This window comes from Clostridium sp. ATCC 25772, assembly GCF_001573875.1.
Lineage (GTDB): Bacteria > Bacillota > Clostridia > Clostridiales > Clostridiaceae > Clostridium_J > Clostridium_J senegalense.
Genome location: NZ_LFRG01000010.1, coordinates 107,586 through 122,503, shown reverse-complemented (window position 1 = coordinate 122,503; position 14,918 = coordinate 107,586). Strand labels below are relative to the sequence as shown.

The 14,918-nt window shown below is 26.6% G+C and carries 20 protein-coding genes; all 20 read left to right on the top strand.

The features are described from left to right. The first annotated feature begins 1 nt into the window (after position 1). The 20 genes from AZI32_RS05220 to AZI32_RS05125 all read left to right on the top strand — a co-directional run bounded on the left by AZI32_RS05220 (position 2) and on the right by AZI32_RS05125 (position 14,716). Complete coding sequence (locus tag AZI32_RS05220; protein WP_061994842.1) at positions 2–439, top strand: hypothetical protein; 438 nt, start codon at positions 2–4, stop codon at positions 437–439. Next, complete coding sequence (locus tag AZI32_RS05215) at positions 439–813, top strand: hypothetical protein (RefSeq protein ID WP_061994841.1); 375 nt, start codon at positions 439–441, stop codon at positions 811–813. Before AZI32_RS05220 ends, AZI32_RS05215 begins: the two co-directional genes overlap by 1 nt. A gap of 65 nt (positions 814–878) precedes the next feature. Further along, on the top strand, positions 879–1,379 hold the full coding sequence (locus tag AZI32_RS05210) for a shikimate kinase (protein ID WP_061994840.1): 501 nt from the start codon (positions 879–881) through the stop codon (positions 1,377–1,379). Between the two features lie 142 nt (positions 1,380–1,521). Continuing rightward, positions 1,522–1,971, top strand: coding sequence for a type II 3-dehydroquinate dehydratase (gene aroQ, locus AZI32_RS05205; protein WP_061994839.1), 450 nt, complete (start codon positions 1,522–1,524; stop codon positions 1,969–1,971). 70 nt (positions 1,972–2,041) lie between these two features. After that, positions 2,042–3,109, top strand: coding sequence for a Xaa-Pro peptidase family protein (locus AZI32_RS05200; RefSeq protein WP_061994838.1), 1,068 nt, complete (start codon positions 2,042–2,044; stop codon positions 3,107–3,109). An 85-nt stretch (positions 3,110–3,194) separates the two neighbouring features. Next, positions 3,195–3,752 (top strand): elongation factor P, encoded by a 558-nt coding sequence (gene efp / locus AZI32_RS05195; protein WP_061994837.1) that lies wholly within the window; start codon positions 3,195–3,197, stop codon positions 3,750–3,752. Positions 3,753–4,296: 544 nt separating this feature from the next. Continuing rightward, positions 4,297–5,220 carry a stage III sporulation protein AA gene (gene spoIIIAA, locus AZI32_RS05190; protein ID WP_061994836.1) on the top strand — a complete coding sequence of 308 codons (924 nt, stop codon included), beginning with the start codon at positions 4,297–4,299 and terminating at the stop codon, positions 5,218–5,220. Next, positions 5,213–5,731 carry a stage III sporulation protein SpoIIIAB gene (gene spoIIIAB / locus AZI32_RS05185; RefSeq protein ID WP_061994835.1) on the top strand — a complete coding sequence of 173 codons (519 nt, stop codon included), beginning with the start codon at positions 5,213–5,215 and terminating at the stop codon, positions 5,729–5,731. The genes spoIIIAA and spoIIIAB overlap by 8 nt, the downstream gene beginning before the upstream one ends. An 11-nt stretch (positions 5,732–5,742) precedes the next feature. Beyond that, the gene (gene spoIIIAC, locus AZI32_RS05180) at positions 5,743–5,940 is read left to right on the top strand and encodes a stage III sporulation protein AC (RefSeq protein ID WP_010292279.1); all 198 of its coding nucleotides are present in this window, start codon (positions 5,743–5,745) and stop codon (positions 5,938–5,940) included. Between the two features lie 19 nt (positions 5,941–5,959). Continuing rightward, positions 5,960–6,343 carry a stage III sporulation protein AD gene (spoIIIAD, locus tag AZI32_RS05175; RefSeq protein WP_010292278.1) on the top strand — a complete coding sequence of 128 codons (384 nt, stop codon included), beginning with the start codon at positions 5,960–5,962 and terminating at the stop codon, positions 6,341–6,343. Positions 6,344–6,355: 12 nt separating this feature from the next. Continuing rightward, positions 6,356–7,525, top strand: coding sequence for a stage III sporulation protein AE (spoIIIAE, locus tag AZI32_RS05170; RefSeq protein ID WP_061994834.1), 1,170 nt, complete (start codon positions 6,356–6,358; stop codon positions 7,523–7,525). A 71-nt stretch (positions 7,526–7,596) separates the two neighbouring features. Beyond that, on the top strand, positions 7,597–8,187 hold the full coding sequence (gene spoIIIAF / locus AZI32_RS05165; protein ID WP_061994833.1) for a stage III sporulation protein AF: 591 nt from the start codon (positions 7,597–7,599) through the stop codon (positions 8,185–8,187). A 56-nt stretch (positions 8,188–8,243) separates the two neighbouring features. Further along, entirely contained in the window at positions 8,244–8,939 is a 696-nt protein-coding gene (spoIIIAG, locus tag AZI32_RS05160) for a stage III sporulation protein AG (protein ID WP_082761147.1), read from the top strand. 41 nt (positions 8,940–8,980) lie between these two features. Beyond that, positions 8,981–9,502: a SpoIIIAH-like family protein gene (locus tag AZI32_RS05155; RefSeq protein WP_061994832.1), complete on the top strand. Its 522-nt coding sequence runs from the start codon at positions 8,981–8,983 to the stop codon at positions 9,500–9,502. Positions 9,503–9,577: 75 nt separating this feature from the next. Then, on the top strand, positions 9,578–9,970 hold the full coding sequence (locus AZI32_RS05150; RefSeq protein ID WP_010292270.1) for an Asp23/Gls24 family envelope stress response protein: 393 nt from the start codon (positions 9,578–9,580) through the stop codon (positions 9,968–9,970). A 140-nt stretch (positions 9,971–10,110) separates the two neighbouring features. Continuing rightward, the gene (gene nusB, locus AZI32_RS05145) at positions 10,111–10,512 is read left to right on the top strand and encodes a transcription antitermination factor NusB (RefSeq protein WP_061994831.1); all 402 of its coding nucleotides are present in this window, start codon (positions 10,111–10,113) and stop codon (positions 10,510–10,512) included. A 1,051-nt stretch (positions 10,513–11,563) separates the two neighbouring features. After that, a complete protein-coding gene (locus AZI32_RS05140; RefSeq protein WP_061994830.1) occupies positions 11,564–12,412 on the top strand; it encodes a tetrahydrofolate dehydrogenase/cyclohydrolase catalytic domain-containing protein in 849 nt (282 codons plus the stop codon). Continuing rightward, positions 12,402–13,607: an exodeoxyribonuclease VII large subunit gene (xseA, locus tag AZI32_RS05135; protein ID WP_061994829.1), complete on the top strand. Its 1,206-nt coding sequence runs from the start codon at positions 12,402–12,404 to the stop codon at positions 13,605–13,607. Before AZI32_RS05140 ends, xseA begins: the two co-directional genes overlap by 11 nt. After that, a complete protein-coding gene (locus AZI32_RS05130; protein WP_061994828.1) occupies positions 13,607–13,822 on the top strand; it encodes an exodeoxyribonuclease VII small subunit in 216 nt (71 codons plus the stop codon). Before xseA ends, AZI32_RS05130 begins: the two co-directional genes overlap by 1 nt. 27 nt (positions 13,823–13,849) lie before the next feature. Then, on the top strand, positions 13,850–14,716 hold the full coding sequence (locus AZI32_RS05125) for a polyprenyl synthetase family protein (RefSeq protein ID WP_061994827.1): 867 nt from the start codon (positions 13,850–13,852) through the stop codon (positions 14,714–14,716). Positions 14,717–14,918: the final 202 nt, after the last annotated feature.

Genomic DNA, 14,918 nt, shown 5'->3' with positions numbered 1-14,918 from the left:
TATGAAAAATGAATTTATTCCAAGTGTATATAAAAAGAGAAATAAAGATATTAAATCTATTGCATTTAAAAAATTAAAAATTTTTATGATTATAGTATTATTAATAAATATATTCTTAATAAAAGATAATATATGTTCATTTAAAGATAATCAAACAAATATTAATGAAGTTAATGAACTTAATGAAAATAGTGATTTACCTAAAAAGAATGTTGACACTATAGAAAATTTAGAAGATTTAGATTCAAATTTTATATTAGAAAGTTTAAATATAAAAAATATAAAAATAAATAGTGATGAGATAGAACTTACAATATTAATTAATAATAAAAAAGAATATATGGAGTCAGTAAGAGTAATAGAAGAAATATATAGTATAAAAACGATTTCACCAATAATAGAAGAAAATAATGAAAAATTCATAAAGGTGATGATTTAATGAAAAATTATAATTGGAAATTAAAATTGTTTATAATTTTTGTAATAGCTTTTACGTCTGCAAATCTTTTTACATATGTAAAATATAATAGTGTAGAAGATGAGAGCAAAGAAACCTTAGCAACAGTGGAAAAAGATTATGGGTTTGTAGACACATTAGAGCTAATATTTGCTTATGAAGATTTAGAAATAAAACAAATAGAGTCAATAGATAATGGAACAAAATATGAAGTGGAGTTTTTAGGAACTTACAAAGAGTTTATGCCAATTGCAAAATATTTAATAAATTCAGAAGAAGTATTGGAATTAAATGATATAACTATACTAGATAACGAAAAAATTACATTTACACTAAATACAATAAAAAACAAATAACTGTACAAATTTAATTATAAAATACTATAATTAAATTAAAATTAAGTTTTAAAGAGGAATGTTTTATGAAAAATGTAATTTTAATTGGAATGAGTTTAAGTGGGAAAAGCACATTAGGTTTTAAAGTTGCTGAAAGAATAGGTTACAGATTTTTAGACACTGATAAGGCTATATCAAAAAATGAAAATATGACAATAGAAGATATTTTTAAAATAAAAGGAGAAAATTATTTTAGAAGGTTAGAAAGTGAGTTTATAACTAAAATACCTAAAAATCAAAGCTTATTAATAAGTACAGGTGGTGGAATGCCTATATATAATAATAATTTATATAAGCTTAAGGAAAAAGGGAAAGTGGTTTTTCTAAATGTTCCTATTGATCTGTTATTATCCCGAGCAAAACATACAAAAGATAGACCATTGTTAAGAGGGGATTATAAAGAAAAAATGCATAAATTGTATAATCAAAGAAAAAATATATATAACAAAGCAGACATAATAGTTAATTTAGGAGAAAATATTGATGAAAATTTAAATGAATTAATAAACAAACTAAGATTAGGATAAAATTTATTGAAATTGGATGTAAAAAAATGTATAAAATTAAAAAATATTAGATAATATATGGGATAATTTAATTGCAAAGGCAAGGTATTTTTGATAAAATATTATTGTTGTAGGCTATAAAAATGGTAAGGTGGTTTTACATATGAAAATTTTAGTTATAAATGGTCCTAATCTTAATTTATTAGGAAATAGAGAAACTAATATATATGGAGATAGGACATTAGACCAAATAAATGAAATTATAACAAAAAAATTTTTAGATATAAAAGATTTACAAATTGATTTTTACCAAAGTAATTATGAGGGGGATATAATCTCTAAATTACATAGTGCTGTAGGGATATATGATGGTGTAGTTATAAATCCTGGAGCCTATTCACATTATAGCATTGCTATTTTAGATGCCATAAAAGCATATAACATTATAACTATAGAGGTTCATATCAGTAATATTTATAAAAGAGAAGAGTATAGAAGAAAAAGTGTTATAAGTGAAGGATGTTATGGAGTTATAAGTGGTTTAGGATATTATGGTTACATTTTAGCTATTGAGTCTATATTGCATACATTATTAAATAGACAAAAATGCTAAATATTTTTTTGTCTTAATAGACTTATCCATAAAATATTCTTCAAAATATAAAGGGGTAGGTGAATTTGTTATGTATACTAAAAGATTAGAAACTTTAAGAAAGACCATGAGTGAAAATGGTCTAGATGGAGTACTATTACAAGGGGACATTAACAGAAACTATATGAGTGGTTTTAGAGGAGATGAAAGTTATTCTATAATAACAAATGATAGAGCAATTTTCGTCACTGATTTTAGATTCACTGAACAAGCAAATCAGCAAGTTGAAAATTATGAAATACATGAGTATCAAAGACCATTTGAAACGTTTTTAGATAAGATGGTTAAAGAACTTAATATTAAAAAATTAGGATTTGAGGAAAATGTATTAACTTTTGATTTATATGAATCCTATAAAAATGCTGTTAACTGTGAATTAGTGCCATTAAATGGTATGGTTGAAAAATTAAGATTAATAAAATCAAAAGATGAGGTACATGCAATAAAAAAAGCTCAACAAATAGCAGATTCTGCTTTTGACCATATGTTAGAATTCATAAAACCTGGTATGACTGAAAAAGAAATTGGGTTAGAACTTGAATTCTATATGAGAAAATTAGGTGCAAGTGGCTTATCATTTCCATCAATAGTTGCATCTGGAGTTAGATCTTCATTACCACACGGTACAGCTACGGAAAAAGTAGTTGAAAGAGGAGACTTCTTGACATTAGACTTTGGTGCAGTGTATGATGGATATTGTTCTGATATGACTAGAACTATAGTTATAGGAGAACCAAATGATAAAATGAAAGAAATATATAGCATAGTACTAAATGCACAAGAGGCTGCATTAAAAGCTGTTAAACCAGGAATGTCATGCTTTGATTTAGATAAAATAGCTAGAGACATAATAAAAGATGCTGGCTACGGAGAATATTTCGGTCATGGATTAGGTCATGGCGTTGGTAGATTAATTCATGAAGCACCAATGGTTAGCTTTAGAAGTAATGAAATATTAGAGCCAGGAATGGTAATAACAGATGAGCCTGGAATATATGTTCCTAATTTTGGTGGCGTTAGAATAGAAGACTTAATATTAGTTACAGAATATGGCTGTGAAGTTTTATCGAAATCACCAAAAAACTTAATTTGCATATAGTTACTAGGTAGTATTAATTTATTTATCTATGGGTATAATAAATATGCTTATAGATGTAACATTTATATATTAGGAGGTAACACCAATGATATCAGCTGGAGATTTAAGAAAAGGAACTACTTTTGAAGAGAATGGACAAGTTTACACAGTTATAGAGTTTTTACACGTTAAACCTGGAAAGGGAGCTGCGTTCGTTAGAACAAAAATAAGAAACGTTATAACTGGAGGAGTAACTGAAACAACATACAATCCAACAGCTAAATTACAAGAAGCAGTTATAGAAAGAAAAGAAATGCAATACTTATATTCTGATGGAGAGTTATACTACTTCATGGATCAAGAAACTTTTGAGCAAATTCCTTTAAACTATGAAAAAGTTGAAGGAGCTATAAAGTTCTTAAAAGAAAATATGTTTGCTGTAATTAAGTTTTACAAAGGAGAGGCTTTCTCAGTTGAAGCTCCAAACTTTGTTGAATTAGCTATAACTCATACAGAACCAGCAGTAAAAGGAAACACTGCTACAAACGTATTAAAACCAGCAACAGTTGAAACTGGAGCAGTTGTTCAAGTTCCTCTATTCGTAAATGAAGGGGAAACAATAAGAGTAGATACAAGATCTGGAGAATATATGGAAAGAGTTTAATTCATATATTAAAAACTACCCGCTATGGGTAGTTTTTTTCTTTGTCCAAATATAAGATTAAAGTCTAGAATTTTAATTTATATTTTATCAAGTTATAGCTTTTTAATTTAGACAAAATACATGTTAGTATTCCATTCTATACTACTAAAATATGCAAAGTAAATTACATATAATTAAAAACTAACAAGCATATCCATCCTTAACTTCCCACTAACGTTTTTCAATTTTATAACCTGATTCTATTTTAGTTTTAAAATTTAATGTATAAGTTGACCTTTGAGGTTGTTTTTCTATATATAGGGTTCAAAATTGACTTTTAAAATTGTCCATTCCCAAATATGGATATCCAAAATAGTGAGACATGCTTCGAATCACTTAGAATTCAACACTGCATCTTGTATAAAAATATTTTAATATTATTGAATAAATTTAAATTGGAGCTTGTTTCTCCATATATGTATACAACAGGGAAAGAAAAATTAAATGTTTTAGTAATAATTTTATCAACTTGTAAATATTAATGGAATATGAAAGGGTGATAAAAATGGCTATAGAGATACTTGAAGTTTTACCTAGAAATATAAGAGAACTTATAGAAAAAGATATTCCATTAAATCAATTACAAGAAATTAGATTAAAAGTAAACAAACCACTATTCATATATTCCAATAATAAAGAAAAAAAATATGAATATAAGCCATCTGTTGAAACAATGAAATTTATATTACAAAAGATAAGTAGTTATTCAATATATGCATTTGAAGATGAAATTAAACAGGGATATATAACAATAAAAGGTGGACATAGAGTAGGAATATGCGGAACTGTTGTTACGGAAGGCAATAAAGTAAAAACTATAAAAAATATAGTATCTATAAATATAAGAGTTGCAAAGGAGATAATAAATTGCTCACAAACTATTATTCCGTATATCTTAGATAAAGGTGAAATATTAAACACCATAATAATATCACCACCTAAATGTGGTAAAACAACCATATTAAGAGATGTTTGTCGGGTTATATCAAATGGAAATTATACATTAAATCTTAAAGGTAAAAATGTATCAGTTATAGATGAAAGAAGCGAAATTGCTGCATGCTTTAAAGGAATACCACAAATGAATGTAGGTGAGAGAACTGATGTTCTAGATAGTTGTCCTAAAAGTGAAGGAATAATAATGGCTATAAGGAGTATGTCACCAGAAATTGTAATTTGTGATGAAATTGGAACATATAAAGATATGGATAGTATTATTGCAGCTTTAAATTCAGGGGTAAAGCTTATTACAACTATACATGGATTTGATATAGATGATTTATATAAAAGACCAGTATTTAGAGAAGTTATGGAAAACAATGTATTTGATAGAGCGGTTGTGCTAAGTAATAGAAAAGGTGTGGGAACTATAGAATATGTATATGATTTTAAAAAAGGAAAGGAATTAGGAGGAATTTTAAGTGGTTAGGTTGTTAGGGGCATTTATAGTTTTAGTCACTTCGTCATTGACTGGTTATATATATGGTGAAAATTTAAAAATAAGAGTAATCAATTTAAAAGAATTTCAAAGAGCTATGTATCATTTAAAAAATGAAATTACGTATAGTCACTCTTTATTACACAGTGCATTAATAACAGTCTCTGAAAATACAAAAGAGCCTATAACTACAACTTTGAATGAAATATCAGTTTTGTTAAGTGAAAATTCATGTGACAGTGTATATGATGCTTTTAGCAAAGCTTTTGAAAAAAATAAAGATGCTTTACGGTTTAATAAAGAGGATATTTCTATATTTTTAAACTTATCTAAAACTTTGGGAGAGATGAGTTTAGAAGGTCAAGAAGACATGTTTGAGCTATCAATATTTAATCTAAAAGAAAATATTAAAACTGCACAAGAACATTTGAAGAAAAACTTAAAAATGTATAGATATTTAGGTTTTACTGTAGGTGCCATGATAGTAATAATTCTTATCTAGGGGGGATATATATGTTAGATTTTACTTTGATAATAAAAATAGGAGTAATAGGAATAGTTACAATAATATTGGATAAGGTTTTAAAAAGTGGAGGTAGAGATGATTATGCAACTATGGTTAATTTTGCAGGAATAATAATTATATTAATGATGATAACTACATTAGTAATAAAGTTGTTTTCTTCAATTCAAACCTTAGTAAATTTTTAGATATATAAAGGAGGGCATTATGGAGATATTACAGGTAGTAGGCTTTGCTTTTGCAGCTCTCTTTATGGCACAAACCCTTAAGCATAATAGGAGTGATATAGCCCTTTTAATTAGTACTGCTGCAGGAATTATAATTTTCTTGTTCGTAATAAGTAAACTTACTATAGTTATTAGTTTCTTACAGACTATCGCTAATAAGGCAAATATAGATGTCGTATATTTAGATATAATATTTAAAATTTTGGCAATTGCTTATTTAGCTTCATTTTGTAGCGAAGTTTGTAAAGATGCAGGGGAGGGGAGTATAGCATCTAAAGTTGAATTTGCAGGTAAAATTTTAATACTTACTTTGGCAATGCCAATATTAATGGGCGTAATGCAAACTATATTAAAGATGTTATAAAAGAGGTATATTATGAAAAAGTTTTTATTTTTATTAGCTTTAATACTATTTATTCCTCTTAATGTACAAGCTATTGATAATAATGATACCAAGATAGATGAGGTTCAGATTACAGAAGAACAAAAACAAAAAATGGATCAACTCTATGATTATATATCAAATATGCAAAATGATTATGAGATTTTAAGGGGATTAAATCCAAAAGAATTTGTTGAGAATTATATGAAAACTGGTGATGGTGGATTTTCAATACAAGGATTAAGTAAAACACTTTTAATGTATTCAGTTAAAGAAATATTAGCATCATCTAAATTAGTAGGATCAATTATTATAATAGCTATAGTCAGTGCACTTTTAAATAATTTACAACAGGCTTTTAGCAATGAAAATCTATCTAACATAGCTCACTTTGCTTGTTATTCAGTGATGATAATACTTGTATCAAAAGGTTTTTATATGGGAATAGATGTTGCAAGAACTGCGATAAAAGAAATGAGTGATTTTATAACCGCATTATTTCCAGTACTTATGATGCTTCTAGCAAGTGTTGGAGGATTTGCAGAAGCCACCCTTATGGATCCGGTGATTATGGCAATAAGCAGTATAGGTGCTAAATTTTATTCTACTGTTTTAATTCCAGTTATATCTATGGGTTTTGTTCTCGATTTTGTAAATAATATTTGTGATGATTATAAGATAAGTAATTTAACTAATTTACTAAAAAAATCAGCGCTTTGGGTTCAAGGAATATTTTTAACTGGTTTTATAGCGACGATTACGGTGAGAAGTATTGCATCTAAAAGTATAGATGCAGTAACTATGAAAACTGCAAAATTTGCTGTAGATAGTTTTATACCGGTTATTGGAAAAACTTTATCAGATGCTATATCTACAGTAGCTGGTTATACTGTTCTTTTGAAAAATGCCATAAGTACTGTAGGACTTTTGATAGTTTTAATGATAGTATTGATGCCTATAATAAAAATTTTAATTATGGCACTAATATATAAATTAACAGCAGCTATATTAGAACCAATTAGTGATAAAAAAATAGTATCTGTTATAAATTCAGCTGGAGGATCATTAATAGTAATAAGTTCTTGTGTTATTAGTGTAAGTATAATGTTTTTTATAATGATTGCTATAGTAGCAGGGACGGGAAAAAGCATAATAATGATATAAATATTTTTAACAGTGGCTAATAACATATAGAAAGCTTAAAAAATAAAATTTTAAGTTGGTGAGTGGTAAAAATGATTGAAGAACTAAGAGGATTCATAATCACTTTGTGCACTGCTATGTTTTTTATAACAGCTGTACAAATGATACTTCCGGATAATTCATTAAAAAAATATTGTAGCTTTGCACTTGGTTTATTATTAGTGGTAATTATGTTAAATCCAATAGTAAAACTTTTAAATTCACAAGTTGACATATATGAAGAAATAGATAAATCAACGGCATATATATTTGATAAAGAATATGAAGTAGATTATGAAAAATATAAAAAAATAAATATAGAAAATACGTTGGAAAACTTTCAAAAAAATTTTGAAAGTCAATGTATAAGTGATTTAGAAGATAAATTTAAAGATAAAAAGTTTAGTGCAGATGTACAAGCTTCTTTTGATGAAGAAAATACAACATTTAAAATAGACAGTATGCAAATTGCATTAAAGGATGGGATGATAGACAAAATAAAAAAAGTGGATATAGGGGGAGATAATAGTGTAACAGTGGATAAATTTGAAGATTCTGATGATGAAGAGTCAAAGGAAATAAAAAAATATTTAAGTGAAAAGTATGAGATTTCACAGGACATAATATATGTTAGCAAAAGATAAAATTCACTATAAACTCAAGAAAAGAATTGTATTTAAAAATATAAGGGGGTGTGTATATGGACTTTGAAAAAATAAAAGCTAAATTTTTTTCAGAATCTAAAGAAAATGGAATAAATCAGCAATGTATAGGAAAAGATAATAATAAAGATGAAAACAAAAATGGAAACAAATCTAAAGGTAAAATGTATAATTTGTTAATCTTGTTTTTCATTGGAGTAGCATTGTTATTTATGGGTAACTTCTTTAAACAAAATTCTCAAGGTGAAATTATGGGTGATAAAAATTCTTCAGATATTACAGCAACAGTACAAGAAGAAAATAAAGAAGAAATTACAGAGGCAACTATGGAAACTTCAAATTATAAAGAAAAAGTTCAAGGTGAACTCATATCTATATTAGAAAAAATAGATGGAGTAGGTAGAGTTGAAGCTATGATTTATTTTGAGAGTGGTGAAGAACAAGTGCCTGCTTTAAATATAAATGACTCTAAGAGCAATACGACAGAAAAAGATACTGTTGGAGGTGAAAGAAGCATAAATCAAGAAAATGGTGGAAGTACAGTTGTAATGTCCAATGAAGGGTCTAAAACTGAGCCTCTTATCGTTAAAACATACAATCCTAAAATAACAGGAATATGTGTTGTTGCTGAAGGTGCTTCAGATAAAATAACAGAGCTTAGGGTTCGCCAAGCTGTTACTAATTTATTTGATTTGGAAGAAGAAAAAGTTCAGGTATATCCTATGAAAAATTAGCATATAATTAGTTAGAAATAAAAATTGGGGGGAATATAAAAATGAATAAAAAACAAACATTAATCATTTCAGCATTACTATTAGTTGTAGTGTTATGTGGATATGCAGCAACTCAAGTTAACTCACCTTTATATGTTACAGATGGAGAATTTATAGGTGAAACAGCAACTAATGATAAAGATAACAAAAAGAAGGAAAAAAGCAAAACTACAAGCAGTAGTAGTTATTTTACAGAGGCAAAATTAAGTAGAGATCAAGCAAGAAATAAAGCAACTCAAACATTAAAGAGTTTATTAGATAACGATAAAACTCCAGCAGAACAAAAGAAAGAAGCAGCAGAAGAATATAAAAATCTAGCTTTAAGAGGAGACAAAGAAACAAATATAGAATTAGCTTTAAAAGCTCAAGGATTTGAAGAAGTTGTATGTGAATTAGAAGATGAAAAGGCAAATATAGTAGTAAAACATGAAAAAGAGCTAAGTGACCAACAGTTAAGACAAATAAAAGATGTAGTAGTAAGCAAGGCTAACATAAAAAATGTTCAAATAAAGGTTATAGAATAGTATTTGTAATATAAATCTTTATCTGATATAATATTTTTAACAAGTTTTACCTACGATAAATAAGGGGGTACTAGTATGGAAGAGAATAGACAGTTTGAAGATTTAAATGAAGAAATAGGAATTGTAAAAATATCTGATGAAGTTGTAAGTGTTATTGCTGGGTTAGCGGCATCTGAGATAAAAGGCATCGTTGAAATGAGTTCTAAAACTGGTGAAATAAGTCAATTATTTCCAATGAAGAAAAATGTATCTAAGGGTGTAAAAGTAACGCTAGAAGAAAATAGTACTACAATAGACTTACACGTGGTTGTTGAGTATGGTATTAACATAACAGAAGTTTCTGAAAAGGTTCAGAAAAATGTAAAAAGAACCGTTGAAACAATGACAGGGTTAACAGTTTCTGCCGTTAATATATATGTTCAGAATGTTATACTCCCTAAACCAGATAAAGAAGAAAAAGAAATTTAAAAATATCCCTCCCTTTGTGGAGGGTTTTGTTTTTCAATTTCATATATTTATGATATAATTATCTTCGTTTGAAAATAAATAAGTAAATAATTTTTTTTAGTGAGTTTATAAGAAAAACATTTAATTTATAGGAGGAACTTATGAATAGAAGAAAAACAAGAGATATAGCTATGAAGCTATTATTTGAAATGTCAATTAATAAAGAAGATTACATGTCTACTATAGAAAGTTTTAAAGAAAATGCAGAGGTAAAATTAGAGGATGTTGATTTTTCTTACATAATAAGAATATTAAAAAATGTAAATGATAACTTAGATTTGATAAATGAAACAATATCAAATAATTTAGTTAAATGGAAAATTGATAGAATATCTAAAATAAATTTATCAATTCTTAAGTTAGCAGTTTGTGAAATATTATTTGAGGAAGATATTCCTAATAAGGTTTCACTAAATGAAGCTATAGAGCTTGCTAAAAAATATGGTGAAGATAATTCAGCATCTTTTGTTAATGGTGTATTAAACAGCATAATAAAAAAATAGTAAGTTATACATAAAAATTTGCACTAGAGTAATATAAATAAAAATTAAGTTTGTAAATTTTAAAAAAATTATCAAAGTTTACTTTTAAATTTTATATAGAGATAGTGAAATAAGCTCGAATCTTAATTTATTCATTAATTATATAAAATTTTTATTTCAAATGTGTTTGTGAATTTAAGCTACTTTCGAGCATGTATTCACTGTTGAGGGTATCCGTAATCTACTTATTCATGAGGAATTTTCGTTAATTAAAAACATTAACAGATTTTACAAGTAAAAGAGTTATGGAATAAATCGAATATCTATTAAATTAGATAGTTAAATGTAATATCTAAATTCTCACTTGATAAAAGTATAAATTGGATTTTAGTTTGGAACCTTATATTAAGTTTATATTTACCATAATAATTAGAGATATTTAATAGTAGATAATTTATAATTTTACTAGTGAAAAATATCAATATATATTTAAGTTTGAAATTTTTAAATAAATTAATAAAAAATATGCTGAAGTTTTAATTTACTAATAGTAAAATGATATTATCAATTGATTTTGAGTTGTAAAAATTTATTTTTCAATGTGTCATTTAAGCATTTATCAACTGATAAATATAAATTAAAATTTCAGCTTGTTTTATAAATTCATAAATGTTGTTTAAGGTAATTAATGAACTATAGGGTTTCAAGTTGACTTTTAAAACTACTTATTCCCAAACTTGGATATCCAAAATAGTGATACATACTCCGAATAACTTAGAATTCAACACTACATTTTATATAAAAGTATTTTAAAGTTATTGAATAAATTTAAACGAGAACTTGTTTCTCTATAACACTTAATATTATATAGGTATAATTGAAGTAAATTGGTTTTTTTACAAGTTGAACAATTGATGATATATTAATATAATATATGTAATAATTAACATTATAATATATGGTAAAATATTTTATAATGTTAGTTGATTTACTTTTATAAAATAATTAATATAAAAGTTTAAAATAGATTAGAATTAATCTATTTATTTATTTAAAAAGGGGGAGCATACAAATGGGTAAAAGAATTGAAGGAAAAGAAATTGCAAAAACTTATAGGGAAAATATTAAGAGTTTAATTGAGGAAAAGGTTTCAAAAGGTATTAGAAGACCTTCAATGGTTGCTGTTTTAGTAGGAAATGATGGGGGTTCAATTTCTTATATGAAAAATCAGCAAAAGCTTAGTGAGTCATTAGGAGTGAAATATACATCTATAGTTCTAGATGAATCTATTACTGAAGAAGAACTTATAAAAAACATAAATGAACTAAATGAAGATACCAATGTTGATGGAATTATACTTCAATTGCCATTACCTAAGCAATTTGATGAAAAGAAGGTTACATCTTCTATAAGTTATAAAAAAGATATAGATGGGCTTACAGATGTTAATATAGGGCTTTTATACAAAGGTGATAAATGTTTTATCCCTTGTACAGCTAAAAGTGTAATAGAAATTATAAAATTTGTAGAACCTAACATAGAAGGAAAAAAAGCTGTTGTTATAGGTAGAAGTAACATAGTTGGTAAACCAGCAGCACAATTATTGTTAAATGAAAATGCAACAGTTACAATATGTCACTCAAGAACTAAAAATTTAAAAGATGTATGTAAAGAGGCGGATATATTAGTGGCTGCCATGGGTAGACCAGGATTTGTTACTAAAGATTTTGTAAAAGAGGGTGCAGTAGTTATAGACGTTGGAACTACAATGGTAGAAGGTAAAATAAAGGGAGATGTAGTTTACGATGAAGTTATAGATATAGCATCACATTTAACACCAGTACCAGGCGGTGTTGGAGCTATGACAACAACAATGCTTATAAAAAATACATGTGAGGCATGGGAGAAAAATGTACGATAAAATAATAACAGTTTCTACTTTAAATAGTTATATAAAAAAGACATTGGATAACGATTTTATTCTTAGTAATTCAAAAATAAAAGGAGAGTTATCTAATGTAAAAATTCATAGTAGTGGACATATATATTTTTCGTTAAAAGATTATTCTTCTAAAATAAATTGCGTTATGTTTAAAAGCAATACTTATTCATTAACATTCATACCAGAAAATGGTATGAATGTTGTTGTTAGTGGAAGAATATCAGTATATGAAAAAGAAGGAGTGTACCAACTCTATTGTAACCATATGGAGGTTGATGGTGTTGGTGATTTATTTGTAGCTTTTGAAAAACTAAAAAAAGAATTGGAGATAGAAGGTTTATTTGATGAAAATAGAAAAAAATCATTACCATTGGTTCCTAAAAAGATAGGTGTTGTAACCTCTAATACAGGAGCAGCAATTAGAGATATTATAAATGTAGCAAAAATGAGAAATCCTAATGTTAATATGCTAATATGTCCAACATTAGTGCAAGGAATTAATGCAAAGGATGATATAGTAAAATCTATAGAAAAATTAAACTCCATAGATGATATAGATGTTATTATAATTGCACGTGGTGGCGGGTCTATAGAAGAATTATGGGCTTTTAATGAAGAAATTGTAGCAAGAGCTATTGTAAAATCTAAAAAGCCTATAGTAACAGGTATAGGTCATGAAACAGATTTCACTATAAGTGATTTTGTTTCTGATAAAAGGGCATCTACACCATCACAAGCGGCAGAAATAGTTGTTCCAACTCTATCTCAAATAGAAGAAAAAATACAAGTGTTGAAAAATAATATGTATATCAGTATGGAACGAAGAGTACATCAAGAAAAAAGAAATATAGATTTATATGAAAAAAAATTAGAATTAAATAGTCCAGAAAATTTTGTGGTTAACCAATATAATAATGTAGATAAATATAAACATATTTTAGAAGCAAAAATAAAAAGTAAAGTTGAAAAAGAAAAAAGTGAAATAAGTAATAAATATAACTTATTAACTGCACATAATCCATTAAATGTTTTGAATAAAGGTTATTCTCTTATATATGATAATAAAAACAATATAATACCAGATATTGGTGAATTAAAAAAAGTAAAAGAGGTAAGAATTCAACTAAAGAATGGAGAGAGTAATTTCATCATAGAAGAGAAGGGGGAATTTTAATGGCAAGAAAAAAAGAAAGCTATGAAGAAAAATTTTCAAAACTTACAGATATAGTAGATGTAATGGAAAATAGTCAATTGACTCTAGAAGAATCTATGAAAAAATATGAAGAAGGAATTAAACTTTGTAATGATTTATATAAGATTTTAAATGATTATGAGGGGAAAATAAAGATATTATCAGGGGATAATGAAGAAGAATTTAATATAGAATAATAAGTTATAACTAGTGAGGTATTTAAAATGGATATTAAGGACTTTAAAAATTTAATAGAAAAATACATATTGGAATATTTTGATGCAAAGCCAGAAGATTTAAAAAATTATTTAGAGCCAATGCTTTATAGCATGAAGGTTGGAGGCAAAAGAATAAGACCAATACTGTTACTTTTAACTTATAATTTATATAAAGAAAAATATGAAGAGGCACTACCTTTTGCTTTATCAATGGAAATGATTCATACGTACTCATTAATACATGACGATTTACCAAGTATGGACGATGACGATTTAAGACGAGGAATGCCTACTAATCATAAAAAATTTGGAGAAGCTAGAGCTATATTAGCAGGTGACGGACTATTAAATGAATCAATGATTATAATGTTTAATCAGTGTATGAGTTTAGAAGAAAGAAAGGTTAAGGCATCTAAATTGATAGCTGAAGCTGCTGGTGCAGAAGGTATGATATTAGGGCAAATCATAGATATTGAAAGTGAAGATAAACAGGTATCTGAGGAAATGCTTTTAAAGATGCACAAAAACAAAACAGGACAGCTTATAAAAGCGTCAATATTAAGTGGTGCCATATTAGGAGAAGCTACTGAAAAAGAGTTAGAAACATTAAGTGATTATGGAGAAAAAATTGGTTTGGCATTTCAAGTTAAGGATGATATTTTAGATGTAATTGGTGATGAAAAGGCAGCTGGAAAAAGTCTAAGTGATAAGGATAATTTAAAAAGCAACTTTATTACAATGTATGGTTTAGAAAAATGTAAAGAATATTGCGAAAAATTAACAAATGAATGTATTGAATTGCTAAGACAATTAGATAAAAATGTAGATTTATTAATAGAACTTACTGAATTCTTGTTAAAAAGAAATTATTAATCGTAATATTTTATTAGTTTAAAATATAAATTAAATAATTTTAAGTAGTATATAAATATGGAAAAAACTTAATTGTTTTTAATGGGAAAGAAAAGAAAAATGAAGGAAAAAGCAGTAAAATGGAGGTTTTGACATTTTAAATGCATATGATATAATGTGATAAAAAAGGTGGTGCAGTATTCTAGTCGGGTAAGTATCTTTG

What these genes read in the sequence shown, in the direction of transcription:
- AZI32_RS05220 (WP_061994842.1), top strand. Translation starts at nt 2, where the DNA reads ATGAAAAATGAATTTATTCCAAGTGTATATAAAAAGAGAAATAAAGAT.
- AZI32_RS05215 (WP_061994841.1), top strand. Translation starts at nt 439, where the DNA reads ATGAAAAATTATAATTGGAAATTAAAATTGTTTATAATTTTTGTAATA.
- AZI32_RS05210 (WP_061994840.1), top strand. Translation starts at nt 879, where the DNA reads ATGAAAAATGTAATTTTAATTGGAATGAGTTTAAGTGGGAAAAGCACA.
- aroQ (WP_061994839.1), top strand. Translation starts at nt 1,522, where the DNA reads ATGAAAATTTTAGTTATAAATGGTCCTAATCTTAATTTATTAGGAAAT.
- AZI32_RS05200 (WP_061994838.1), top strand. Translation starts at nt 2,042, where the DNA reads ATGTATACTAAAAGATTAGAAACTTTAAGAAAGACCATGAGTGAAAAT.
- efp (WP_061994837.1), top strand. Translation starts at nt 3,195, where the DNA reads ATGATATCAGCTGGAGATTTAAGAAAAGGAACTACTTTTGAAGAGAAT.
- spoIIIAA (WP_061994836.1), top strand. Translation starts at nt 4,297, where the DNA reads ATGGCTATAGAGATACTTGAAGTTTTACCTAGAAATATAAGAGAACTT.
- spoIIIAC (WP_010292279.1), top strand. Translation starts at nt 5,743, where the DNA reads ATGTTAGATTTTACTTTGATAATAAAAATAGGAGTAATAGGAATAGTT.
- spoIIIAD (WP_010292278.1), top strand. Translation starts at nt 5,960, where the DNA reads ATGGAGATATTACAGGTAGTAGGCTTTGCTTTTGCAGCTCTCTTTATG.
- spoIIIAE (WP_061994834.1), top strand. Translation starts at nt 6,356, where the DNA reads ATGAAAAAGTTTTTATTTTTATTAGCTTTAATACTATTTATTCCTCTT.
- spoIIIAF (WP_061994833.1), top strand. Translation starts at nt 7,597, where the DNA reads ATGATTGAAGAACTAAGAGGATTCATAATCACTTTGTGCACTGCTATG.
- spoIIIAG (WP_082761147.1), top strand. Translation starts at nt 8,244, where the DNA reads ATGGACTTTGAAAAAATAAAAGCTAAATTTTTTTCAGAATCTAAAGAA.
- AZI32_RS05155 (WP_061994832.1), top strand. Translation starts at nt 8,981, where the DNA reads ATGAATAAAAAACAAACATTAATCATTTCAGCATTACTATTAGTTGTA.
- AZI32_RS05150 (WP_010292270.1), top strand. Translation starts at nt 9,578, where the DNA reads ATGGAAGAGAATAGACAGTTTGAAGATTTAAATGAAGAAATAGGAATT.
- nusB (WP_061994831.1), top strand. Translation starts at nt 10,111, where the DNA reads ATGAATAGAAGAAAAACAAGAGATATAGCTATGAAGCTATTATTTGAA.
- AZI32_RS05140 (WP_061994830.1), top strand. Translation starts at nt 11,564, where the DNA reads ATGGGTAAAAGAATTGAAGGAAAAGAAATTGCAAAAACTTATAGGGAA.
- xseA (WP_061994829.1), top strand. Translation starts at nt 12,402, where the DNA reads ATGTACGATAAAATAATAACAGTTTCTACTTTAAATAGTTATATAAAA.
- AZI32_RS05130 (WP_061994828.1), top strand. Translation starts at nt 13,607, where the DNA reads ATGGCAAGAAAAAAAGAAAGCTATGAAGAAAAATTTTCAAAACTTACA.
- AZI32_RS05125 (WP_061994827.1), top strand. Translation starts at nt 13,850, where the DNA reads ATGGATATTAAGGACTTTAAAAATTTAATAGAAAAATACATATTGGAA.